The sequence below is a fragment of the Streptomyces sp. NPDC025806 genome (genome assembly GCF_055558275.1).
In genome coordinates, this window is sequence record NZ_JBVHMU010000013.1 from 1 (window position 1) to 21,473 (window position 21,473).

The 21,473-nt window shown below is 72.4% G+C and carries 20 protein-coding genes and 1 riboswitch; of the genes, 8 read left to right on the plus strand and 12 right to left on the minus strand.

The features are described from left to right. Positions 1 to 117: 117 nt before the first annotated feature. The 9 genes from ACZ4E1_RS27105 to ACZ4E1_RS27145 form a co-directional block, all read right to left on the minus strand. Positions 118 to 1,182, minus strand: a complete 1,065-nt coding sequence (locus ACZ4E1_RS27105; RefSeq protein WP_467543887.1) for a hemolysin family protein — start codon at positions 1,180 to 1,182, stop codon at positions 118 to 120. Beyond that, positions 1,179 to 2,516, minus strand: a complete 1,338-nt coding sequence (locus ACZ4E1_RS27110; protein WP_467543889.1) for a hemolysin family protein — start codon at positions 2,514 to 2,516, stop codon at positions 1,179 to 1,181. Before ACZ4E1_RS27110 ends, ACZ4E1_RS27105 begins: the two co-directional genes overlap by 4 nt. Before the next feature lie 268 nt (positions 2,517 to 2,784). After that, entirely contained in the window at positions 2,785 to 3,225 is a 441-nt protein-coding gene (locus tag ACZ4E1_RS27115) for a PH domain-containing protein (protein ID WP_467543891.1), read from the minus strand. Between the two features lie 45 nt (positions 3,226 to 3,270). Beyond that, positions 3,271 to 4,119: an ATP phosphoribosyltransferase gene (gene hisG, locus ACZ4E1_RS27120; RefSeq protein WP_467543893.1), complete on the minus strand. Its 849-nt coding sequence runs from the start codon at positions 4,117 to 4,119 to the stop codon at positions 3,271 to 3,273. A gap of 65 nt (positions 4,120 to 4,184) precedes the next feature. Then, a complete protein-coding gene (locus tag ACZ4E1_RS27125) occupies positions 4,185 to 4,457 on the minus strand; it encodes a phosphoribosyl-ATP diphosphatase (protein ID WP_030038616.1) in 273 nt (90 codons plus the stop codon). 34 nt (positions 4,458 to 4,491) lie between these two features. Then, the gene (gene ribH, locus ACZ4E1_RS27130) at positions 4,492 to 4,977 is read right to left on the minus strand and encodes a 6,7-dimethyl-8-ribityllumazine synthase (RefSeq protein ID WP_467543896.1); all 486 of its coding nucleotides are present in this window, start codon (positions 4,975 to 4,977) and stop codon (positions 4,492 to 4,494) included. Between the two features lie 48 nt (positions 4,978 to 5,025). After that, on the minus strand, positions 5,026 to 6,306 hold the full coding sequence (locus tag ACZ4E1_RS27135) for a bifunctional 3,4-dihydroxy-2-butanone-4-phosphate synthase/GTP cyclohydrolase II (protein ID WP_467543899.1): 1,281 nt from the start codon (positions 6,304 to 6,306) through the stop codon (positions 5,026 to 5,028). Continuing rightward, on the minus strand, positions 6,303 to 6,950 hold the full coding sequence (locus ACZ4E1_RS27140; protein WP_467543902.1) for a nicotinamide mononucleotide transporter family protein: 648 nt from the start codon (positions 6,948 to 6,950) through the stop codon (positions 6,303 to 6,305). Before ACZ4E1_RS27140 ends, ACZ4E1_RS27135 begins: the two co-directional genes overlap by 4 nt. After that, positions 6,947 to 7,549 (minus strand): riboflavin synthase, encoded by a 603-nt coding sequence (locus ACZ4E1_RS27145; RefSeq protein WP_467543905.1) that lies wholly within the window; start codon positions 7,547 to 7,549, stop codon positions 6,947 to 6,949. The genes ACZ4E1_RS27140 and ACZ4E1_RS27145 overlap by 4 nt, the downstream gene beginning before the upstream one ends. 159 nt (positions 7,550 to 7,708) lie before the next feature. Continuing rightward, a riboswitch (FMN riboswitch) is annotated at positions 7,709 to 7,840 on the minus strand. A gap of 265 nt (positions 7,841 to 8,105) precedes the next feature. Here ACZ4E1_RS27145 and ACZ4E1_RS27150 point away from each other — a divergent pair. From ACZ4E1_RS27150 to ACZ4E1_RS27160, 3 genes are all read left to right on the plus strand, one after another. Next, a complete protein-coding gene (locus ACZ4E1_RS27150; protein WP_467543908.1) occupies positions 8,106 to 10,439 on the plus strand; it encodes a chitinase C-terminal domain-containing protein in 2,334 nt (777 codons plus the stop codon). A gap of 30 nt (positions 10,440 to 10,469) precedes the next feature. Beyond that, a complete protein-coding gene (locus ACZ4E1_RS27155; RefSeq protein WP_467543911.1) occupies positions 10,470 to 11,369 on the plus strand; it encodes an RNA polymerase sigma-70 factor in 900 nt (299 codons plus the stop codon). Between the two features lie 120 nt (positions 11,370 to 11,489). After that, a complete protein-coding gene (locus ACZ4E1_RS27160) occupies positions 11,490 to 12,224 on the plus strand; it encodes an SDR family oxidoreductase (RefSeq protein WP_467543913.1) in 735 nt (244 codons plus the stop codon). Positions 12,225 to 12,411: 187 nt separating this feature from the next. Here ACZ4E1_RS27160 and ACZ4E1_RS27165 read toward each other — a convergent pair whose 3' ends face one another. Then, complete coding sequence (locus ACZ4E1_RS27165; protein ID WP_467543916.1) at positions 12,412 to 13,584, minus strand: ROK family transcriptional regulator; 1,173 nt, start codon at positions 13,582 to 13,584, stop codon at positions 12,412 to 12,414. Between the two features lie 111 nt (positions 13,585 to 13,695). Here ACZ4E1_RS27165 and ACZ4E1_RS27170 point away from each other — a divergent pair, with 111 nt between their 5' ends. After that, a complete protein-coding gene (locus ACZ4E1_RS27170) occupies positions 13,696 to 14,940 on the plus strand; it encodes an MFS transporter (protein ID WP_467543918.1) in 1,245 nt (414 codons plus the stop codon). On the opposite strand, the gene ACZ4E1_RS27175 is transcribed toward ACZ4E1_RS27170, so the two are convergent. Then, positions 14,900 to 15,367 (minus strand): acyl-CoA thioesterase, encoded by a 468-nt coding sequence (locus ACZ4E1_RS27175; protein WP_467543920.1) that lies wholly within the window; start codon positions 15,365 to 15,367, stop codon positions 14,900 to 14,902. The genes ACZ4E1_RS27170 and ACZ4E1_RS27175 overlap by 41 nt on opposite strands. Before the next feature lie 172 nt (positions 15,368 to 15,539). Here ACZ4E1_RS27175 and ACZ4E1_RS27180 point away from each other — a divergent pair, with 172 nt between their 5' ends. Further along, positions 15,540 to 16,955, plus strand: a complete 1,416-nt coding sequence (locus ACZ4E1_RS27180; protein WP_467543923.1) for a uracil-xanthine permease family protein — start codon at positions 15,540 to 15,542, stop codon at positions 16,953 to 16,955. Between the two features lie 122 nt (positions 16,956 to 17,077). Beyond that, entirely contained in the window at positions 17,078 to 18,364 is a 1,287-nt protein-coding gene (locus tag ACZ4E1_RS27185; protein ID WP_467543926.1) for a M48 family metallopeptidase, read from the plus strand. A 15-nt stretch (positions 18,365 to 18,379) separates the two neighbouring features. Here ACZ4E1_RS27185 and ACZ4E1_RS27190 read toward each other — a convergent pair whose 3' ends face one another. Continuing rightward, entirely contained in the window at positions 18,380 to 19,504 is a 1,125-nt protein-coding gene (locus ACZ4E1_RS27190; protein ID WP_467544368.1) for a glycoside hydrolase family 6 protein, read from the minus strand. A 170-nt stretch (positions 19,505 to 19,674) separates the two neighbouring features. On the opposite strand from ACZ4E1_RS27190, the gene ACZ4E1_RS27195 reads away from it, so the two are divergent. Continuing rightward, entirely contained in the window at positions 19,675 to 20,388 is a 714-nt protein-coding gene (locus ACZ4E1_RS27195) for a DUF5995 family protein (protein WP_467543928.1), read from the plus strand. A gap of 130 nt (positions 20,389 to 20,518) precedes the next feature. Further along, a complete protein-coding gene (locus tag ACZ4E1_RS27200; RefSeq protein ID WP_467543931.1) occupies positions 20,519 to 21,448 on the plus strand; it encodes an LLM class F420-dependent oxidoreductase in 930 nt (309 codons plus the stop codon). The last annotated feature ends 25 nt before the right edge of the window (positions 21,449 to 21,473 follow it).

Genomic DNA, 21,473 nt, shown 5'->3' on the forward strand with positions numbered 1-21,473 from the left:
GCGCCCCTGAAATGCAGACGCTTCGCGTCGCATTTCCCCGATGAGGCGCAGCCTCATCAGGGGCGCGGGGAACTGCGCGACCAGCCCCCACCGGGGGAAAGCCGAACGGAATCTCGCTCAGGCCGACAGGTCCACCCGGGTCCGGGCCGGAGGGACCTGGTGGGTGGGGTCGGTGACTTCGCCGACGAGGAGTTCCAGGACGTCCTCCAGGGCCACGAGCCCCAGCACGCGGCCGGAGGCGTCCGCGACCTGGGCCAGGTGGGTCGCCGCGCGGCGCATCACCGTCAGGGCGTCGTCCAGCGGGAGTTCCGAGCGCAGGGTCGTCATGGGGCGCCACAGGTGCTGCGGGACCGCGCGGTCCGTGTCGGGGCCGTCGATGAGGTCCAGGACGTCCTTCACGTGCAGGTAGCCCATGAACGCGCCGCCGTCCGCACAGACCGGGAACCGGGAGTACCCGGTGCGGCCGGTCAGTTCGATGATCTGCGCCGGGGTCACGGACGGGCCGACGGTCACCAGTGACTGGCGGGCCAGGAGCACGTCCGTCACCGGGCGCGAGCCCAGTTCCAGCGCGTCCTCCAGCCGCTCCTGCTCCTCGGGGCCGAGCAGGCCGGCCTGGCCCGCGTCCTCGACGAGGCGGTTGAGCTGCTCGCTGGTGAAGACGGCCTCGACCTCGTCCTTGGGCTCGACCCGGAAGAGCCGCAGGACCAGCCGGGCGCAGGCGCCCAGGGCGATCGTGACGGGCTTGCACAGGCGGGCGAAGGCGACGAGTCCGGGGCTGAACCACAGCGCCGTCTTCTCGGGCGCGGCCATCGCCAGGTTCTTCGGCACCATCTCGCCGATGACGAGGTGGAGGAAGACGACGGCGGCGAGCGCGATCACGTAGCCGAGGGGATGGATCATGCCCTCGGGGAGGTGGACCGCCTCGAAGACCGGCTCCAGGAGGTGGGCGACGGTCGGCTCGGCCACCGCGCCCAGCGTCAGCGAGCAGACGGTGATGCCGAACTGGGCCGCCGCCATCATCTGGGGCAGGTGCTCGAGTCCGTAGAGGACCTGGCGGGCGCGGTTGCCCGGGATGGGTTCGATCTGGCTGCGGCGCACGGAGACGAGCGCGAACTCGGCGCCGACGAAGAACCCGTTCGCCAGCACGAGCAGCGCGGCGAAGAACAGTTGCAGGGCGCTCATCGGACCGCCTCCAGGACGGGCTGCGGGGCGTCCGCGAGCCGGACGATCCGGACCCGCTCGGCCCGGTAGTGGTCGACCTGGCGCACGGCGAGCCGCCAGCCGGGCAGCTCGGCCTTGTCCCCGGCGGCGGGGATGCGGCCGAGCAGGTCGGCGACGAGTCCGGCGACGGTCTCGTACGGGCCGTCGGGCGCTTCGAGGCCGATGCGGCGCAGGACGTCGACGCGGCAGCTGCCGTCGGCCTCCCACGCGGGGCGGCCGTCCTCCGGGGGCAGCGGGGCGAGCTCGGGCAGGTCGTGGCGGTCGTGCTCGTCGCGGACCTCGCCGACGAGCTCCTCCACGATGTCCTCGAGGGTGACGACCCCGGCGGTGCCGCCGTACTCGTCGACGACGACCGCGATGGGCTGCTCGCTGCGCAGGCGCGCGAGCAGCGGCTGGACGGGGAGCGTCTCGGGGACGAGGAGCGGGGCCTGGGCGATCCGGGCGACGGGGGTGCGCAGCCGCTCGTGCGCGGGGATCGCGAGGGCGTCCTTGAGGTGGACCATGCCGACGACCTCGTCGATCCGCTCCCGGTAGACGGGGAAGCGGGACAGGCCGGTGGCGCGGGTCAGGTTGACCACGTCCTCGGCGGTCGCGGAGGACTGGAGGGCGCTGACCTTCACGCGCGGCGTCATGACGTGCTGCGCGGTGAGTCCGGCGAGCGACAGGGTGCGGACGAACAGGTCGGCCGTGTCCTGTTCCAGGGCGCCGGCCTGCGCCGAGTGGCGGGCCAGCGAGACCAGTTCGCCCGGGGTGCGGGCGGAGGCCAGCTCGTCGGCCGGTTCGACGCCGAGGGCGCGCACCAGACGGTTCGCGACGGCGTTGAGGACGGCGATGACCGGGCGGAACAGGCGGGAGAAGACGTGCTGGGGGCCCGCGACGAAGCGGGCGACCTGCAGCGGCTTGGAGACCGCCCAGTTCTTCGGGACGAGTTCGCCGATCACCATCTGGACGGCGGCGGCCAGCAGCATGCCGACGACGACGCTGACGCCGCGCGCGGCGCCGTCCGGGATGCCGACGGCCGTGAACGGGCCGTGCAGCAGCTCGGCGAGGGCCGGCTCGGCGAGCATGCCGACGACCAGTGAGGTGATGGTGATGCCGAGCTGGGTGCCGGAGAGCTGGAAGGACAGCTCCTTGAGCGCGGCCACGACGGTGCGGGCCCGCTTGTCGCCGGCGGCGGCGGCCTGCTCGGCGTCGGGGCGCTCCACCGTGACGAGGCCGAATTCGGCGGCCACGAAGAAGCCGTTGGCGAGGATCAGGAGGAAGGCGGCCGCGAGAAGCAGCAACGGGATGGTCATGCCGCCGCCTCCGAAGACGTCAGCGCGCGGGGCGCGCTATGTCGGGAGGGGGCGGCGCAGGTACTACCGGACGATCCGTCCATCGCTGGAGGGAGTCACTCCTAAGTCAGTCGGAGCCCCCGGCAGCCCGTCCGGGCGCGTCGGGGGCGGGGCGGCACTCGAGGCGCGCCCCGTCACCAGATTAATCACGACCGGGGCCGTGCGGCAGGCCCCACGGGTGCGAGGCTGCCGGGAGAGGTCCCGGAGTCGGTCCCGGGACCGGGGGTCCTCAGCCCTGGACGGTGCTGTGGACCTCGGTCAGGGCGCGCAGCGCCTTGGCGTCACGGATGGCGCTCTCCTTGGCGATGCCGGGCTGGATGCCCATGGCGGCCAGGCTGGTGCCGTCGGTGAGGTTGAGGAACACCCAGGGGTCGCCGGGCCGCAGGTTGACCTGGACGATCTCGGCCCAGGCGAGCCGGCGGCTGCGCGCCACGTTGACGACGGTGACGCCGGTGTCGTCGGCGACGACCTTGGGCCGCGCGAGCAGCGCGAGGACGCCCCAGAACATGGCCGCGGTGAAGACGAAGCTGGTCCGCTCCCCCGGGTTCAGTCCGCCGAGCAGCAGCGCGACGGCGGTGATGGTCACGAAGCTGGCGGCGCCGAGCCCGTGCAGGATGGCGCGGGTGCGGCCCGGCCGGAAGGTGACGGGCAGCTTCGGCAGGTCAGTCATGGCGGGAAGTCCTCACGGTCCTCTCGGCGGTCCTCGAAGCGGTCCTCAGAGGCGGCAGGCGTGGATCGCCGTGGTGAGGATGGCCCGGGCGCCGAGGTCGTACAGGTCGTCCATGATGCGCTGGGCGTCGCGGGCGGGGACCATGGCGCGCACGGCGACCCAGCCCTCGTTGTGCAGCGGCGAGACGGTCGGCGACTCGAGGCCCGGGGTGAGGGCGACGGCCTTCTCCAGGTGCTCGGCGCGGCAGTCGTAGTCCATCATCACGTAGGTGCGGGCCACGAGGACGCCCTGGAGGCGGCGCAGGAACTGCTGGACCTTGGGGTCGTCGGCCTCGGCGCCCTTGCGGCGCACGACGCAGGCCTCGGAGCGCATGATGGGCTCGCCGAAGACCTCCAGGCCCGCGTTGCGCAGCGAGGTGCCGGTCTCGACGACGTCGGCGATGGCGTCGGCGACGCCGAGCTCGATGGCGGTCTCGACGGCGCCGTCGAGGTGGACGACGGAGGCCTGGACGCCGTGCTCGTCGAGGTACTTGCCGACGATGCCCTCGTAGGAGGTGGCGATCGTCCGGCCCTCGAGGTCGGCGAGGCTCTTGACGGCGCCGGGGCGGGAGGCGAAGCGGAAGGTGGAGCGGGCGAAGCCGAGCGGCAGGATCGCCTCGGCGTCGGCGCCCGAGTCGATCAGCAGGTCCTCGCCGGTGATGCCGATGTCGAGCTTGCCGGAGGACACGTAGATCGCGATGTCCTTGGGGCGGAGGTAGAAGAACTCCACCTCGTTGTCCGGGTCGACGGTGACGAGTTCCTTGGACTCCTTGCGCTGGCGGTATCCGGCCTCATGCAGCATCGCCGACGCAGGTCCGGACAGTGAACCCTTGTTGGGGACGGCGATGCGCAGCATGAGGTCGGATTCCTTTGCGTGAAGTCGTGCTGAAGGGAAGGGGACTGGCGGGATCGGCGTACGGCTCAGAGATGCGCGTACACGTCGTCGAGTGAGATGCCGCGGGCGACCATCATCACCTGGACGTGGTAGAGGAGCTGCGAGATCTCCTCGGCCGCGGCGTCCTTGCCCTCGTACTCGGCGGCCATCCAGACTTCGGCGGCCTCCTCGACGACCTTCTTGCCGATGGCATGGACGCCCTTGCCGACCAGCTCAGCGGTGCGGGACGTGGCGGGGTCGCCGGTGGCTGCCTTGTGCTGGAGCTCGGTGAAGAGCTCCTCGAACGTCTTATTGGACATGGTGGTGCCTACTTTACGCGGCTCTCCTCGTCCCTTAACGCCAGGGCTCGGCGACGGTACGCAGCGTGGTGGCGGTGGCGACGGCGGCGGTGACCGCTTCGTGCCCCTTGTCCTCGTTGGAGCCCTCCAGGCCGGCCCGGTCGAGGGCCTGCTCCTCGGTGTCGCAGGTCAGTACGCCGAAGCCGACGGGCACGCCGGTCTCGATGGCGACCTGGGTCAGGCCCTGGGTGACGCCCTGGCACACGAAGTCGAAGTGCGGGGTGCCGCCGCGGATGACGACGCCGAGCGCGACGACGGCGTCGTAGCCCCGGTCGGCGAGGACCTTGGCGACGACCGGGAGCTCGAAGCTGCCGGGGACGCGCAGCACGGTGGGCTCGCTGATGCCCAACTCGGTCAGGGCGCGCAGGGCGCCGTTCACGAGGCCGTCCATGACCTTCTCGTGCCACTGGGCGGCGACGACGGCGACGCGCAGGTCGCCGCAGTTCTTGACGCTCAGTTCGGGTGCACCCTTGCCGCTCACGCGCTTCTCCTCGTACTACGTACTACGTAACTGGACGGTCGGTCGGAACTACTGGTTGCTGCAGGTGGACGTGCGGGGCGCGTCCAGCCAGGGCAGGTCGTGGCCCATGCGGTCGCGCTTGGTGCGCAGGTAGCCGAGATTGTGCTCGCCGGCGGTGACGGGCATGGGTTCCCGCGCGGTGACCTTGAGGCCGTGCCGGGTGAGGGCATCGGTCTTGTCCGGGTTGTTGGTCATCAGGCGCAGGCTGTGCACGCCGAGATCCTGGAGGATCTGGGCGCCGGCCGCGTAGTCGCGGGCGTCGGCGGGCAGGCCGAGCTCCAGGTTGGCGTCGAGGGTGTCGCGGCCCTGCTCCTGGAGTTCGTAGGCGCGCAGCTTGGACACGAGGCCGATGCCGCGGCCCTCGTGTCCGCGCAGGTAGACGACGACGCCGCGGCCGTGCTCGACGATGCGCCGCATGGACTCCTCCAGCTGGGGGCCGCAGTCGCAGCGCAGCGAGTGGAAGACGTCTCCGGTGAGGCACTCGGAGTGGACGCGGGCGAGGACGTCCTCGCCGTCGCCGAGCTCGCCGTGGACGAGGGCGACGTGCTCGACGCCGTCGACGGTGGAGCGGTAGCCGTAGGCGGTGAACTCGCCGTGGGCGGTGGGCAGCTGGACGGTCGCCTCGCGCTTGACGGTGGGTTCGCTGCTGCGGCGGTAGGCGATCAGGTCCTCGATGGAGATGATCGTGAGGCCGTGCTTGCGGGCGAAGGGGACGAGCTCGGGCAGGCGCAGCATGACGCCGTCCTCGCCCGCGATCTCGACGATGGCGCCGGCCGGGCGGAGGCCGGCGAGGCGGGCGAGGTCGACGGCGGCCTCGGTGTGGCCGTTGCGGGCCAGGACGCCGCCGGGCTTGGCGCGCAGCGGGAAGATGTGGCCGGGGCGCACGAAGTCGCCGGGCTCGGCGTCGCCGGAGGCGAGCAGCCGCAGGGTGGTGGCGCGGTCGGCGGCGGAGATGCCGGTGGTGACGCCGTGGGCGCCGGAGGCGTCGACGGAGACGGTGAAGGCGGTCTTCATCGACTCCGTGTTGTTGCCGACCATCTGGGGCAGGTCGAGCCGCTCCAGTTCGTCGCTCTCCATGGGGGCGCAGATCAGGCCGCGGCACTCGCTCATCATGAAGGCGACGATCTCGGGCGTGATCTTCTCGGCGGCGACGACGAGGTCGCCCTCGTTCTCCCGGTCCTCGTCGTCGACGACGACGACGGGGCGGCCCGCGGCGATGTCCCGGACGGCCTGCTCGACCGGGTCGAGCGCGAGGTCCGTCACTTCGTAGAGGTGGGGTGCCGTGCTCATGCGTGGGCTCCTTCGAGCGCAGGGGCGGGGGCGGCGGCGCGGGACCGCAGCCACCAGTCGCGCATGCCCCACAGGACGAGCGCGCCGTAGATGACGTAGACGAAGCCGGAGAAGGCGAAGCCGTTGGCGAAGTTCAGCGGGACGCCGACGGCGTCGACCAGGAGCCAGGCGAACCAGAACTCGACCATGCCGCGGGCCTGGGCGTACATGGCGACGACGGTGCCGACGAAGATGTAGGCGTCGGGCCAGGGGTCCCAGGACAGGGTCGGGAAGGCGGTGAACAGCCCGCCGACGGCGAGGGTGCCGAGGGCGGCGGCGCCGATCAGGAAGCCGCGCTCGCGCCAGGTGGCGAAGCGGACGGCGATGGAGCCGTCCTGTGCCCGGCCCTTGCCGCGGTTCCACTGCCACCAGCCGAAGAGGGCGACGACGATGACGACGAGCTGCTTGCCGGCGCTGCCCGAGAGGTGGGCGGTGGCGAAGGCGGTGAGCAGGATCGCGCCGGAGACCAGCTGGGCGGGCCAGGTCCATATGGAGCGGCGCCAGCCGAGGGCGAGGGCGATCAGGCCGATCACGTTGCCGATCATGTCGGACCAGATGATGTGCTGGCCGAACAGCGTGAACGCCTGCGAGTTGAGCCAGTTCACCGGTCGCCCTCCTGGGTTGCGAGCATGCGCTCGACGTACTTGGCGATGACGTCGACCTCGAGGTTGACCGGGTCGCCGGGCTGCTTGTGGCCGAGCGTGGTCAGGGCGAGGGTGGTGGGGATGAGGCTGATGGTGAAGTAGTCGGGGCCGGCCTCGACGACGGTGAGGCTGACGCCGTCGACCGTGATGGAGCCCTTCTCGACGACGTACCGGGACAGCTCGGCGGGCAGCGAGACCTTGACGATCTCCCAGTGCTCGGAGGGGGTGCGCTCGACGATCGCGCCGGTGCCGTCGACGTGGCCCTGCACGATGTGACCGCCGAAGCGGCCGTCGGCGACCATCGGGCGCTCCAGGTTGACCCGGGAGCCGGTGGTCAGGGCGCCGAGGCTGGACCGCTTGAGGGTCTCGGCCATGACGTCGGCGGTGAACTCGTCGCCCTCGTGCTCCACGACGGTGAGACACACGCCGTTGACCGCGATGGAGTCTCCGTGCTGGGCGCCGTCGGTGACGACGGGCCCGCGGACGCGGAAGCGGGAGGCGTCGTCGAGATTCTCGACGGCCGTGATCTCGCCCAGCTCTTCGACGATTCCGGTGAACACTTCCCCGGTCCTCCCTCTGAGGGTCTGGACTCCGGGGCACTGTCGCGATACGGCGACAGAACGTACGGACGACGGCACCGGGAACGACGACGCCACGTGCGGGGCATCGCGAGGGATGCCCTCAACAGCTCGGCGACGCGCACACGAGGTGCCCGCCCGCCGCGCACTGCCTCCCATCCGGACTTTAACCGTCGGTCCAGGAATTTCACCTGGTCAACCGGTCACTGGTGTGTGACCGGGTCGCGGACTGTAACCGCCGGTTCGGACTTTCACCGACCCCGGAGTGCGCTGCTTCTGGTACAGGGCCAGTGTGCCACGTCCGCCCGGCACGTCCACCGGTGATTCCTGTGGGCTGACTCACAGCCACGATCGGTGACTTTGGGTCCCGGAAGGGAATAGGGCGCCAACTCCCCGCCAACTCCCCTGGTGGGCATCGGTGGTTGAGATTGGTACAGACCTATTGACGTCATGGTCTAGTCCTCTTAGGTTCCTCCCAGCCTCGAGGTCCACCCGCCCCACTCGCGCATCACCGATGCCCTCCCCGGGAGGAACCGCCGTGCCGTTCCCCAGACCGCCCAGACGCCGACCGGCCCTGCTCGCCGGCGCGGCCGCCGTGGCGGGGCTGCTGTTCGCCTCGCTGCCCGCGACCGTCTCGCACGCTGCCGACCAGGAGTCCTGCCGCCCCGACGGCCTCTACGAGACGCCCGGCGTCTCGGTCCCCTACTGCTCGGTCTACGACACCGAGGGCCGCGAGAAGATGGGCGCGGACCACCAGCGCCGCGTCATCGGCTACTTCACGGGCTGGCGCACGGGCCAGGACGGGACTCCCGCATACCTCGCCTCGGACATCCCGTGGGACAAGGTCACGCACCTCAACTACGCCTTCGCGCACGTCGACGGGAACAACAAGATCTCGGTCGGCGCCGACGGGCCGAAGAACGCGGCCACGGGCATGACCTGGCCGGGCGTCGCGGGCGCCGAGATGGACCCGGATCTGCCGTACAAGGGCCACTTCAACCTGCTCACCAAGTTCAAGAAGCAGCACCCGAACGTGAAGACGCTGATCTCCGTCGGCGGCTGGGCCGAGACGGGCGGCTACTTCGGGGACGACGGAAAGCGCGTCGACTCCGGCGGCTTCTACGCAATGGCGACGAACGCGGACGGCAGCGTCAACCAGGCGGGCATCGACACGTTCGCCGACTCCGCCGTCGCCTTCGTCGAGAAGTACGGCTTCAACGGCGTCGACATCGACTACGAGTACCCGACGACCATGAAGGACGCGGGCAATCCGCTGGACTGGTCGCTCGCGAACGCCCGCAGGGCCGGCCTCGTCAAGGGCTACGCCGCCCTGATGAAGACCCTGCGCGAGAAGCTCGACCGGGCCGGCGCGGCCGACGGCAAGCACTATCTGCTGTCCGTCGCGGCCCCCTCCTCCGGCTATCTGCTGCGCGGCATGGAGACCTTCCAGGTCCAGAAGTACCTGGACTACGTCAACATCATGTCGTACGACCTGCACGGCGCCTGGAACGAGTACGTCGGCCCGAACGCCTCGCTGTTCGACGACGGCAAGGACGTCGAACTCGCCGCGGCGGGCGTCTACTCGACCTCCCAGTACGGCGGCATCGGCTACCTGAACACCGACTGGGCCTACCACTACTTCCGCGGCTCGATGCCGGCCGGGCGCATCAACATCGGGCTCCCGTACTACACACGGGGCTTCAAGAACGTGCAGGGCGGCACCGATGGGCTGTGGGGGAAGGCGCCCTCGACGGACTGTCCGGCGGGCGCGGGCCTGACGAAGTGCGGTGACGGCGCCGTCGGCATCGACAACCTCTGGCACGACCAGGACACGAACGGCAAGGAGTCCCCGGCCGGTTCGAACCCGATGTGGCACGCCAAGAACCTGGAGAAGGGCGTCGTCGGTGACTACGTGACGAAGTACGGCTTCCCGGCGGACACCAAGCTGACCGGCACCTACCAGCGGAACTACGACTCGACGCTCGTCGCGCCCTGGTTGTGGAACGCCGACAAGAAGGTGTTCCTGTCGACGGAGGACGAGCAGTCGGTCGCCGCGAAGGCCGCGTACGTGGCCGACCGGGGCATCGGCGGCACCATGATCTGGGAACTCGCCGGCGACTACGGGTGGAACGCGGCCAAGGGCCAGTACGAGCCCGGGTCCACGCTCACCAGCACGCTCTACGACGCCTTCAAGTCCGCGAAGCCGTACGGCGCGAAGCGCTCCACGATCGACCTGCCGACCGAGGCGCTCGACATCGGTGTGGACTTCGGCGCCTTCCCGCTCGGCGACTCCAACTACCCGATCTCGCCCAAGGTGAAGATCACCAACAACACGGACGCGACGCTGCCGGGCGGCACCGAGTTCCAGTTCGACTACGGGACCTCGGCGCCGGGCAACGCCAAGGACCAGTCCGGGTTCGGCACGACGATCGTCCGCAGCGACCACACCGGCGACAACGTGGGCGGGCTCAAGGGCGACTACCACCGGGTCTCCCTGAAGCTCCCCGCCTGGCAGTCGCTCGCGCCCGGCGCCTCCGTGTCGCTCGACTTCGTCTACTACCAGCCGGTGTCGACGCCCTCGAACTGGACGGTGACCTTCGGCGGGAAGACGTACGCGCTGGCCGGCGACCTGGTGCGGGGCACGACGGTCGTCCAGCCGGGTTCGGGCACGCCGACGCCGACGCCCACGCCGACCCCGGATCCGACGGGTGGCGCCTGCACCGCCGCGGCATGGAACACGGCCTCCGAGTACGGCGCCGGCGCGCTCGTCTCGTACGGCGGGCACACCTGGAAGGCCAAGTGGTGGACGAAGGGCGAGCAGCCCGGGTCCACCGGGGAGTGGGGGGTCTGGCAGGACCAGGGCGCCTGCTGAACTCGGGGCGTCCTCTGGCAGGCTGAGGGCGTGACGACCGCATCGGAGACCGCCCGCGCCGAAGAGTTCGAGAGCCACCGCCCGCGGATGTTCGGGCTCGCCTACCGGATGCTCGGCTCCGCCGAGGAGGCGCAGGACGCCGTGCAGGACGCGTACCTGCGCTTCCGCGCGACCGAGCCCGGTGCGGTCACCCATCCGGGGGCCTGGCTCGCCAAGGTCGTCACGAACCTCTGCCTCAACCGCCTCACCTCGGCCCGCGTACAGCGCGAGCGGTACGTGGGCCCCTGGCTGCCCGAGCCGGTCCTCACCTCGGACGGCGCGCTGGGCCCGCTGGACTCGGCGGAGAGCCGGGACTCGGTGTCCTGCGCGCTGCTGGTCCTGCTGGAGCGGCTGACGCCGACCGAGCGGGCGGTGTACGTGCTGCGCGAGGCGTTCGCGTACGGGTACCGGGAGATCGCCGGGGTCCTCGATCTGGAGGAGGCCCACTGCCGGCAGCTGTACCGGCGGGCGACGGGCCGGATCGCGGCGCCCGGGGTCCGCTTCGAGCCGTCGGAACAGGTGCGGCGCGAGCTCGTGGAGGCGTTCGTGGCGGCGGCCCGGGAGGGCGATCTCGTGGGCCTGGAGAAGGTGCTCGCCGCCGATGTGACCTGGTGGGGCGACGGCGGCGGCAAGGTGTCCGCGGCGCGCCGGCCGGTCGGCGGACGGGACAAGGTGCTGCGGTTCCTCGTGGGCGTCGGGGAACGCTACCTGGCCGGTGCGGAGCTCTCCGTCGCGGAGATCAACGGGGAGCCCGCGGTCGTCGCCCGGATGGCGGGCGCGCTCGTCGGGACCGTCGCCTTCGAGGTGCGCGACGGGCTCGTGGTGACCGCGCGGGCCGTCCTGAATCCCGAGAAGCTGGCCTTCGTGGACGCGCAGCTGGCCGCCGCCTGAGATCGCGGCCCGCGGGCTGTCACATTTCCGCGGGCCCGCCGGTTCCCAGCTGACGACGGTGTCCCGCAGGGGGACGCCGACGTCCGAAAGGACTGATGGGGCGATGGGACTGATGGGGCGATGACCACGATCCTGGTGACCGGTGGCACGGGCACACTCGGGCGGCTCGTCTGCGAGCGGCTCTCCGAGGCGGGCCACGAGGTGCGGGTGCTCAGCCGGCACGCGCGGACGTACGCCGTGGACCTGCGCGAGGGCGGGCCCGCGCTGGACCGTGCGGTGGACGGCGCGGACGTGATCGTGCACTGCGCCTCGTCGCCGCGCGGCGGGGACGAGAAGGCCGCCGCGCAGCTGATCGAGGCGGCGTGGCGGGCGGGCGTCCCCCACCTGCTCTACATCTCGATCGTCGGCGTGGACCGGGTTCCGCTGCGCTACTACCGGGAGAAGCGGTCGGTGGAGCGGATGATCGAGGAGTCGGGGCTCGGCTGGACGGTGCTGCGGGCGACGCAGTTCCACGAGCTGGTGCGGGACGTTCTGGCGGCGGCGGCGCGGTTGCCGGTGATGCTGGTGCCGGCGGGGGTCGGGGATCAGCCGGTCGAGGTGGCGGAGGTCGCGGAGCGGTTGGCCGAGCTGGCGGTTGCGGGGCCGGCGGGGCGGGTGCCGGACATGGGCGGGCCCGAGGTGCGGTCGCTCGCGGAGTGGGGGCGGGCGTATCTGTCGGCGGTCGGGAAGCGGCGCCGTGTCCTGTCCGTGCCGTTGTTCGGGCGCACGTATCGGGAGTTCCGGGCGGGTGGCCATCTGGCGCCGGGCCACTCCGTGGGGCGCCGGACGTTCTCGGAGTTCTTGTCCGAGGGGTAGGTGGGTTCGTTGCCGGGTGCGGGTGCGGTGGGGCTTCTCGCGCAGTTCCCCGCGCCCCTAGAGGCGAACGGCTTCGCCGTTCAGCCTCTATCGGGGAAATGCGACCCGAAGGGTCTGCATTTCAGGGGCGCGGGGAACTGCGCGACCAGCCACGACGAAGCCGCACCCGGCAACGATCCGCTCAGCCCTACGGCGAGTACACCGCCTCCTGCGCAGCCTCCCGCGCCATCACCAGCGCCCCACTCAGAACCGCCCCGCCCCCCAGAACCCCGGCCCGCACCTCCGTCACCAGCGGCGACATCGCGGCGAGCCGCACCCCGACCCGCCGAGCCAATTCCTCACCCCCCGCGAGCCCGACCTCCCCGGCAAGGACGACGCACCCAGGATCCAGCACGGCCACCACCGCGGCGGCCCCGACCGCGAGCCGCTCGGCCAGCGCGTCCAGAAACTCCTCCGCCCCACCGCCGGAGGCCACCGCCGCCTCCCGCACGACATCGAACGCCCGCTCCACCGGCTCCGCCCCGCCGACCAGCCCGTACTCCCTCGCCAGAGAGAGCACCGCCGCGGCCCCGGCCAGATCGTGGAAACCCCCGTCGCACCCGGTCGCGGACGGCAGTCCCCCCGTGCCCGGCACGGGCAGGAACCCGACCTCCCCGGTCCCGCCGGAGGCCCCGCGCCGCAGCACTCCGTCCAGGACGACCGCCGCGCCGATGCCGAGCCCGAGCCAGAGCAGCACGAACGTGTCGCGGTCGCGGGCCACCCCGTCGCGCCGCTCGGCGAGCGCCGCGAGGTTCGTCTCGTTCTCCACGAGCACGCGCGCGCCGAGCCGTTCCTGGAGGGCCGGGACGAGGCGTCGGTGCCATTCGGGGAGTTGCGTGGAGTCGCGCAGGTCGCCCGTCACGGGGTCGACGAGGCCGGGCGCGCCGACGCCGACGGTGTGCAGGCGCTCGACCCCGGCTTCCTTCGCGGTCCGTTCGAGAAGGGCGATGGCGCGCTCGACGGCGGCGCCGGTCGCCTCCCGGGTGTCGACGGACAGGGAGGCCTCGGCGAGCACGGCGCCGGTCAGGTCGGCGACGACGAACCGGACTCCTTCGGTGCGGACGTCGAGGGCCGCGAGGTGGGCGCGGTCGGCGACGAGCCCGTACAGGCGGGCGTTGGGACCGCGCCGCTGTGCGCCCGCCTCGCCGACCGCCCGGACGAAGCCGGCGGCGGTGAGGCGCTCGACGAGGTCCGCGACGGTGGGCCGGGACAGCCCGGTGCGTTCCTTCAACTGCCCGGCGGTCAGCGGGCCTTCCTCCTGCAGCAGGCGCAGGGCGAGCCGGTCGTTGATGGCTCGGGCGGTGCTCGGTGATGCGGGCATACAGGGATCCTACGGGGAAACGGGCTAACTATCAGGCAGGGTTCCTGATAGTTTACGGCGACACCACGCTTGAAGGCACGCTTGGGAGCGACTCGGGAGGGGCCCGGCAGGATGAGCGGAACAGCGTCTGCGGCACAGCAACCGACGTACGGACTGAAGGAGTTGAAGCGCGCCCGCTACGCCGTGGCGACCGTCTTCTGCGTCCACGGCGCGGTGACCGGTTCGTTCGCGACCCGGGTGCCGTGGATCCAGGACCACGCGGGGGTCGGCGCGGGTCAGCTCGGGCTGGCGCTCGCCTTCCCGGCGATCGGCGCCTCCGTGGCGATGCCGCTGGCCGGGAGTGTGAGCCACCGGTTCGGGGCGCGCACCGCGCTGCGCGGGCTGCTCGCCCTGTGGACGCTGGCCCTGGTCCTGCCGTCCCTCGCGCCGAACCTGCTCACGCTCTGCGTCGCGCTGTTCGTCTACGGGGCGACGGCGGGCACGTCGGACGTGGCGATGAACGCGCTGGGTGTCGAGATCGAGACCCGCCTCGACAAGTCGATCATGTCGGGGCTGCACGGGATGTGGAGCGCGGGCGCGCTGCTCGGGTCGGCGGGCGGCACGCTCGCCGCGCACGTCGGCGCGGACGCCCGGCTGCACCATCTGCTCGCCGCGGCCGTGCTGACGGTGGCCGGGTTCGCGGCCTGCCGCTGGGTGCTCGACCTGCGCCCGGCCGAGGACGAGGAGGCGCCGCCGCGCTTCACGCTGCCGCCCAAGTCGGCGCTGCTCATCGGCGCGGTCGGTTTCTGCGCGGTGTTCGCGGAGGGCGCGAGCCTGGACTGGTCGGCGGTCTATCTGCGGGACGTGCTCGGCACCTCGGCCGGGCTCGCGGCGGCCTGCACCACGGCGTTCACGCTGACGATGGCGATCGCGCGGATCGCGGGCGACGCGGTGGTCGACCGCTTCGGGGCGGTGCGCACGGTCCGGATCGGCGGCGTCGTCGCGACCGCCGGCGCCCTGCTCGTGGTGGTCGCCCCGAACCCGGCGGTCGCGATGGCCGGACTCGGGCTGCTCGGACTCGGCATCGCGGTGGTCGTGCCGCTCGCCTTCGCGGCGGCCGGACGCAGCGGGCCGAACCCGAGCCAGGCCATCGCCGGCGTCGCCACCATCACGTACACCTCGGGTCTCGTGGCGCCCTCCGCGATCGGCACGATCGCCGACGCGACGAGCCTCGTGGTGTCGTTCGGCGTGGTGACCGTGCTGGCCTGCGGGCTCGCGGTGTTCGCGGGGGTGCTGCGCGGCGCCGACCGCACGCCGACCGCCGCGGCCGGAGTGCTCAGCCCTGAGGGCGCAGCAGATCCTGCCCCAAGGCCCTGAAGCGCTCGCTCCACGGCGCGGGGCGCAGCGTCGCCGGGTCGAGCCGGACCAGGACGCGGGTCCCCCGCGCGTAGGTGACCGAGCCGTCGGCAGAGCAGAAGCGGAAGCCGTAGGTCAGTCCGGTGCGGCCGAGCCGCTCCAGCCAGAGGCTCACGGCATACTCTCCGGGCCGCTTGACCGGGGCGTCGTAGGTGATCGTGAACTCCTTGACCGCGTTGCAGAAGTCGCCGGCCGCCGCCCAGTCGCCCTCGAAGGAGAGGCCGCGCTCGTGCCACAGGGCGCCCCAGGCCCGCTCGACCATCACGGGGTAGCGCGCGTTGTGGAGCAGCCCGAGCGCGTCGAGGTCGTCGAAGTGGACGGTGACGGGGACGAGCCGACCGAAGGAGGGGGCGGGTTCGGCGGGGGCGGCGAGGGCTTCGGCGGTCACGGGTGGTGCTCCTGGTACGAGATCGTGCAAAAGGATGCGAGTCATCGTACGGCGCCGACTAAGCAACCGCTCAGCCGGTCGCGCGCACGCACCGGCGGTCCTCGCACTTACGTCGCACTAACATAAGGCGATTGATTCAGGCCACATCAGCACCACAGAAAGCAGACCCACCATGGACCTCGGCGTGCGCTGGAAACTGCACGGCGACGGGCGCACCCCGGCCCCCGGTGCCGTCGTCCGCCCCGACGAGCGACTCTCCTGGCCGCGGACCATCGGGCTCGGCGCCCAGCACGTCGTCGCGATGTTCGGCGCCTCGTTCGTCGCACCGGTCCTGATGGGCCTCGACCCCAACCTCGCGATCATGATGTCCGGCGTCGCGACGGTCATCTTCCTGCTCGCGACGCGCGGCCGGGTCCCCAGCTACCTCGGCTGCTCGCTGTCCTTCGTCGGCGTCGCCGCCGTCATCCGCGCGCAGGGCGGCTCCAGCGCCACGGTCACCGGCGCGGTCTTCGCCGTCGGCGTGGTCCTCTTCCTGGCCGGTCTCGCGGTGCACAAGTTCGGCGCGCGGATCATCCACGCGGCGATGCCGCCGATCGTGACCGGCGCCGTCGTCATGCTGATCGGCTTCAACCTGGCCCCGGTCACCGCCTCCACGTACTGGCCGACCGACCAGTGGACGGCGCTCCTGGTCATGCTGTTCACCGGTTTGGCCGTCGTGTGTCTGCGCGGTTTCTGGTCCCGCATCGCGATCTTCCTGGGCCTGATCTTCGGCTACGGCATCTCCTGGGTGTTCGACCGGATCTTCGGCAAGATCCACTCCGTGAACGGCGGCGGCCCGGCCGTCGACCACTGGCGCCTCGACCTCTCCGGCGTCGGCAAGGCCGACTGGATCGGTCTGCCCTCCTTCCACGCCCCGTCCTTCGAGTGGTCCGCAATCCTGGTGGCGCTGCCCGTCGTCATCGCGCTGATCGCGGAGAACGCCGGACACGTCAAGGCCGTCGGCGAGATGACCGGCGACGACCTCGACGACAAGCTCGGCACGGCCATCTCGGCGGACGGCGCCGCGTCGATGCTCTCCACCGCCGTCGGCGGCCCGCCGAACACCACGTACTCCGAGAACATCGGCGTCATGGCCGCCACCCGCGTCTACTCCACGGCCGCCTACTGGGCCGCCGCCGGATTCGCCCTCCTCTTCGGCCTGTGCCCCAAGTTCGGCGCGATCGTCGCCGCCATCCCGGGCGGCGTCCTCGGCGGCATCACCGTCATCCTCTACGGCATGATCGGCCTGCTCGGCGCCCAGATCTGGATCAACGCCGGGGTCGACCTGCGCAACCCGCTGAACCTGGTCCCCGCCGCCGCGGGCATCATCATCGGCGTCGGCAACGTCTCCCTGAAGTTCACCGACAACTTCTCCCTGAGCGGCATCGCCCTCGGCACGATCGTCGTCATCACCGGCTACCACGCCCTGCGCGCGATGGCCCCCGCCCACCTCAAGACCCAGGAACCCCTCCTGGACGCGGGCACCTCGACCTACGACGAGGACAGCGACGCCCGGGACGCCGGGAAGGACACCGGCGAGAACGGCTGACACCCCGCGACCCCCCGCACGTCCATTGCACCGCCCCCGCCCCGACCGCATCATGAGGCGTCACGTTCATGATCAGGCGGCCTCTGGGGAGGGGCCGCGGGGATGGGGAGGGGGGCGCAGCCATGCGTTCCGTGCGGGAGAAGGCCCAGGCATGCCCGGACTGCGGCGCCGCGATCGACGCGGACGAGAGGTTCGTCGTCTGGTGCCGGGAGTGCGAGTGGAACATCGATCCGGAGCCGCCGCGCGAGGACGGCGGCCGGATCGACCGGGCCCGCCGCGCCCTGGCCGCCCGCCACGGTGAGCGGCTGCTCGCCGAACTGACGGACGGGAGCGAACTCCGGGCCCGGCGCGATCCGGCGTCCCTGGCGGCCTTCGCCCTCGCGCTCGCCGTGCACGCCGCCACGCTCGCCCTGGTCGCCGGCGGCCTCTGGCTGCTCCTCGCGGACCCGGGCGTGCCGCTGAAGGTGGTGGGCGTGCTGCTGCTCGCGTCGGCCTGGCCGCTCAGCCCGCGCCCGGCCAGGATGCCGCAGAACGTGCCGGTCCTGCGGCGCGCGCAGGCACCCGCCCTGTTCGCGCTGGTCGACGAGGTCGCGGCGGTGGTCGGCACCCGGGGTGTGGATCTGATCGCCGTGGACGCCGAGCCCAACGCGGGCGTCATGCCGGTGGGGTGGCGCGGGCGCCGCCTGCTGACCCTCGGACTGCCCCTGTGGGAGATCCTCACCCCGCGCGAACGCGTGGCGCTGCTGGGCCATGAACTCGCGCACTTCAGCAACGGCGACCTCCGTCACGGCGTCGTCGTCGCGACCGGTTTCCGCTCGCTCACCACCTGGCACTACTACTTCCTGCCGACCGGCAACCCGACCGTGACCGAGATGCTCGTCAACGCCCTGTACGTCATCCCGCGCGGCATCCTGCGCGGGCTGCTCCGGCTGATGGACCAGCTCACGCTGCGGGCCACCCAGCGCGCCGAGTACCTGGCCGACCGGGGCGCCGCCCGCGCCGGGTCCACCGCGTCGGCGCTCGGCCTCATGGACCGGCTGCTCGTCGCCGACTCGACGACGATCGCCCTGCGCCGGGAGCTCAACCGCACCGCGGCCGCCGCCTCCCGCGCCACCCGCACGTCCCGGCGCGACGAGGCCGGCGCCGGCCTGTGGGAGCGCGTGCGGGAGCATGTCGCGTCCGTCCCCGAGCTGGAGTACGAGCGACTGCGGCGGGTCGGCGTCCGGCGCGGGCACAGCGTCGACGCCACCCATCCCCCGACCCATCTGCGCCGTACCTGTCTGAGCATCGGCGCGCCCGTGCCGGCCGCCGTGGAGACCGGCGCGGAGCGGGAGCGCGCCATCGACGCGGAGCTGGAGCCGGCCCGGGACACCTGGGCCCGCCGCATCGCCCAGGGCGGCGTCGGCTGACGGTGAGGCTCCGGTTCAGTCCGCGAGCTCGTACGCGTAGTCCGGGGTGAACGTGCCCGGTTCGCCCTTGCAGCCGTCGGACTCGCCGGGGAGTTTGACCCACAGGTAGGCGTCGATGCGGGGCAGGCCCGTGGTCAGGGTGGGGGCCTCGCCGATCCTGCGGCCGTCGGGGTCGCACCACGCGCCATCGGTGGGGGCGCCGTTGCCGTTGCGGCTGGTGTCGATGACCGCGCCGAGTCCCGCGGGGGCACCCATCGCGGCGAGGACCCGGCGGTCGTAGGCGGCCTCGTCGGCGGTGCGGTGGAAGTTCGAGACGTTGCTGAAGACTCCGTCGGAGGACGCGGGGGACGCCGCGCCCGCCGCTTTCAGGCGGGCGGCCTGCGTGGCCGGGGCGTTCCAGCCGGAGTGGCCGGCGTCGTAGTAGACGCGGGCGCGCGGGTTCGCGGACTTCATGACCCGGCCCGCGCGGGCCAGCGCCGCGTAGCGGTCGGCGCGCTGCCCGTCGCTGAGGCACTCCGTCTGGGAGAGCGCGTCGGGCTCCAGGATCACGATGACCTCGCGGCCCCCCAGGCCCGCCGCGAACCGGTCGATCCAGTCGTCGTACGCGGCCCGGTCCGGGGCCCCGCCGTCGGAGGCCCCGCCGCAGTCCCGCTCCGGTATCGCGTACGGCACGACGACCGGTACCCGGCCCTCGCCCGCCGCCGCGGAGGTGACCGCGCGCACCCGGGACGCGATGGTGTCCGGGGTGAAGTCGGCGAACCAGACGGCGGTCGGCCGGTCGGCTATCCGGGACTCGATGAGGGGGCGGCGCGGGTCCGAGCGGTTGGCCCGCACCCACTCCAGGACCTGTGAGTCGCCGTACCGGTAGAGGCCGGTGGCGGCGGTCGGGACGCTCGACGGCCGGGGCTGCGCCTTCTCGGTGGGCCGCACCTTCGGCTTCGGCTTCGGGCTCGGCTTCGCCGAGGGCTGCGTCGCAGACGGGGTCGGGCTCGGGCTCGGCAGGGCGGGCAGCGGCCGGAGGCTCGGCGACTCGCTGGCGACGGGGCGTGCCTCGTCCCCGCCGTCCGGGCCGTCGGCCGCCGCGGACAGCAGGCCGGCGACGGTCCCGGCGGCCACCACGACCGAGGCCGCCGCGACCATCGCCGAGCGGCCCGCCGCACGCCGTCGCGCCGAGCGCCGCTCCGCGAGGCGTCGCGCACGTAACCCTGACACCGCGCTCTCCCCCCTCGTGTCGCCCGCCGTTCCCCCGTTCTGGGGAAGCCCACGGCCTGCCGACACCCGCGTCACCCTACGGCTGGGACCCTTCGTGCATGGCGCAGTTGGAACAGATCGGACAGCCCCGGGCGCTCGCCGGCGGGGTCGACACGGTGCTCGCGCGGATGCGCGGGCTCGCCGCGGATCTGCCGCCCACGGACGGGGTGGCCGTGTTCAACCGGGTCTATCTCACGGTCACGGACACCGTCGACCGGGTGATCGACGCGGGCCCCGGCGGCGGCTTCACCGACCAGGCGGCCGCGATCACGCTGGACGTCCGCTTCGCGGAGCGCTATCTCGCCGCGGTCGACGCGGCGGCGCACGGGCTGCGCCCGCCGGCCTGCTGGCGTCCGCTCCTGACGTTCCGCCGCCATCCCGGCGTACGCCCGCTGCAGTTCGCGCTCTCGGGCATCAACGCGCACATCGGCCACGATCTGGCGCTGGCCGTCGTGGACACCTGTCGTACGCTCGGCTGCGAACCGGACTGTCTGGAGGACGAGTTCGACCGCGTGGGCGAACTCCTCGTGACGCTGGAGGAGCGCATCCGCGAAGAGCTGATGCCGGGCCCCGATCTGCTCCAGATCGCCGATCCGCTGACCCATCTGCTCGGTTCCTGGAGCATCGAGCGGGCCCGGGACGCGGCGTGGGCCGCCGCCCGCGCCCTGTGGGCCCTGCGCGGACTCCCGCCGCTGGCCGCCGAGTTCACCCAGCGCCTGGACACCTCGGTGGGCGTCGTGGGACGCATGCTGCTCACCCCGCTCCCCGACTGACCGCAGACCGCACTTTCCTGATGGAACGTCACATCAGGAACACCCGTGTGATCGCCGTGCGTTGAGTCCCCGGTACTCCCACTTGCACCTGCACCCGGACGACCGATCACGGACGACGAAGGAGCACGGTATGACGACGCGACTCGGCCTGAGCCTGCCCCAGATGAGGCAGTACTCCATCGGGCGGGACATCCCCGAGGTGGCCCGCGCCGCGGAGGCCACGGGTTACGAGAGCCTGTGGGTCTTCGAGCGGATCCTCTTCCCGGAGCCGGCCACGCAGGGGCTCTACGGGATACCGGGCCTGCCGTGGCCGGACCAGTACCGCTCGGTCGCCGACCCGCTGATCTCGCTGACCCTCGCCGCCTCCGCCACCTCCCGGGCACGGCTCGGCACCAGCGTCCTGGTCGCCCCGCTGCACGTGCCGTTCCAGCTGGCCCGCTCTCTCGCCTCGCTGGACGCGGCGAGCGGCGGCCGCGTCGTGGCGGGCCTCGGCACGGGTTGGTCGCACGACGAGTACGCGGCGGCGTCCGTGGCCCCCTTCGAGCGGCGCGGCCAGGTCCTCGACGAGCTGATCGACGTGTGCCGCGCGGTGTGGGGCCCGGACCCGGTGACGTACGAGGGCGAGCTGACCACGATCGCCCCGTCCGAGGTCGGCCCCAAGCCGGCCGGCCCCCTGCCGATCCTGCTCCCGGCGAACAGCCCGAAGGCGATGCGCCGGCTCGTGGACCGGGCGGACGGCTGGATGCCGGTGTCGATGGGCACCGAGGCCCTGGCCCGGCAGTACGCGGACCTGCGCGCGCTGGCCGAGGAGCGCGGTCGGACGGCCCCGCTCCAGTCGGTGCTGCGGGCGAACACGCAGTACACGCGGGAGGCGTACACGGGCGAGGACCGCGCCCCCTTCCAGGGCAGCGTCGACCAGATCGTGGAGGATCTCGCCGCGCACGCCGAGGTCGGCGTGGAGGAGATCCTCATCGACCTCCAGGGCTCGGCCCGGGACGCCCGGGAGCTCACGGACCTGGCGACGGAGGTCTACGAGAAGGCGCGGGCCGCCGGAGTGTGACGGGCCCGCGCCTGCCGCTTCGCGG

Coding starts and splice junctions, on each gene's coding strand:
- ACZ4E1_RS27105 (WP_467543887.1), bottom strand. CDS start 1,182: ATGAGCGCCCTGCAACTGTTCTTCGCCGCGCTGCTCGTGCTGGCGAAC.
- ACZ4E1_RS27110 (WP_467543889.1), bottom strand. CDS start 2,516: ATGACCATCCCGTTGCTGCTTCTCGCGGCCGCCTTCCTCCTGATCCTC.
- ACZ4E1_RS27115 (WP_467543891.1), bottom strand. CDS start 3,225: ATGACTGACCTGCCGAAGCTGCCCGTCACCTTCCGGCCGGGCCGCACC.
- hisG (WP_467543893.1), bottom strand. CDS start 4,119: ATGCTGCGCATCGCCGTCCCCAACAAGGGTTCACTGTCCGGACCTGCG.
- ACZ4E1_RS27125 (WP_030038616.1), bottom strand. CDS start 4,457: ATGTCCAATAAGACGTTCGAGGAGCTCTTCACCGAGCTCCAGCACAAG.
- ACZ4E1_RS27135 (WP_467543899.1), bottom strand. CDS start 6,306: ATGAGCACGGCACCCCACCTCTACGAAGTGACGGACCTCGCGCTCGAC.
- ACZ4E1_RS27160 (WP_467543913.1), top strand. CDS start 11,490: ATGACCACGATCCTGGTGACCGGTGGCACGGGCACACTCGGGCGGCTC.
- ACZ4E1_RS27165 (WP_467543916.1), bottom strand. CDS start 13,584: ATGCCCGCATCACCGAGCACCGCCCGAGCCATCAACGACCGGCTCGCC.
- ACZ4E1_RS27170 (WP_467543918.1), top strand. CDS start 13,696: ATGAGCGGAACAGCGTCTGCGGCACAGCAACCGACGTACGGACTGAAG.
- ACZ4E1_RS27180 (WP_467543923.1), top strand. CDS start 15,540: ATGGACCTCGGCGTGCGCTGGAAACTGCACGGCGACGGGCGCACCCCG.
- ACZ4E1_RS27185 (WP_467543926.1), top strand. CDS start 17,078: ATGCGTTCCGTGCGGGAGAAGGCCCAGGCATGCCCGGACTGCGGCGCC.
- ACZ4E1_RS27190 (WP_467544368.1), bottom strand. CDS start 19,504: ATGGTCGCGGCGGCCTCGGTCGTGGTGGCCGCCGGGACCGTCGCCGGC.
- ACZ4E1_RS27195 (WP_467543928.1), top strand. CDS start 19,675: ATGGCGCAGTTGGAACAGATCGGACAGCCCCGGGCGCTCGCCGGCGGG.
- ACZ4E1_RS27200 (WP_467543931.1), top strand. CDS start 20,519: ATGACGACGCGACTCGGCCTGAGCCTGCCCCAGATGAGGCAGTACTCC.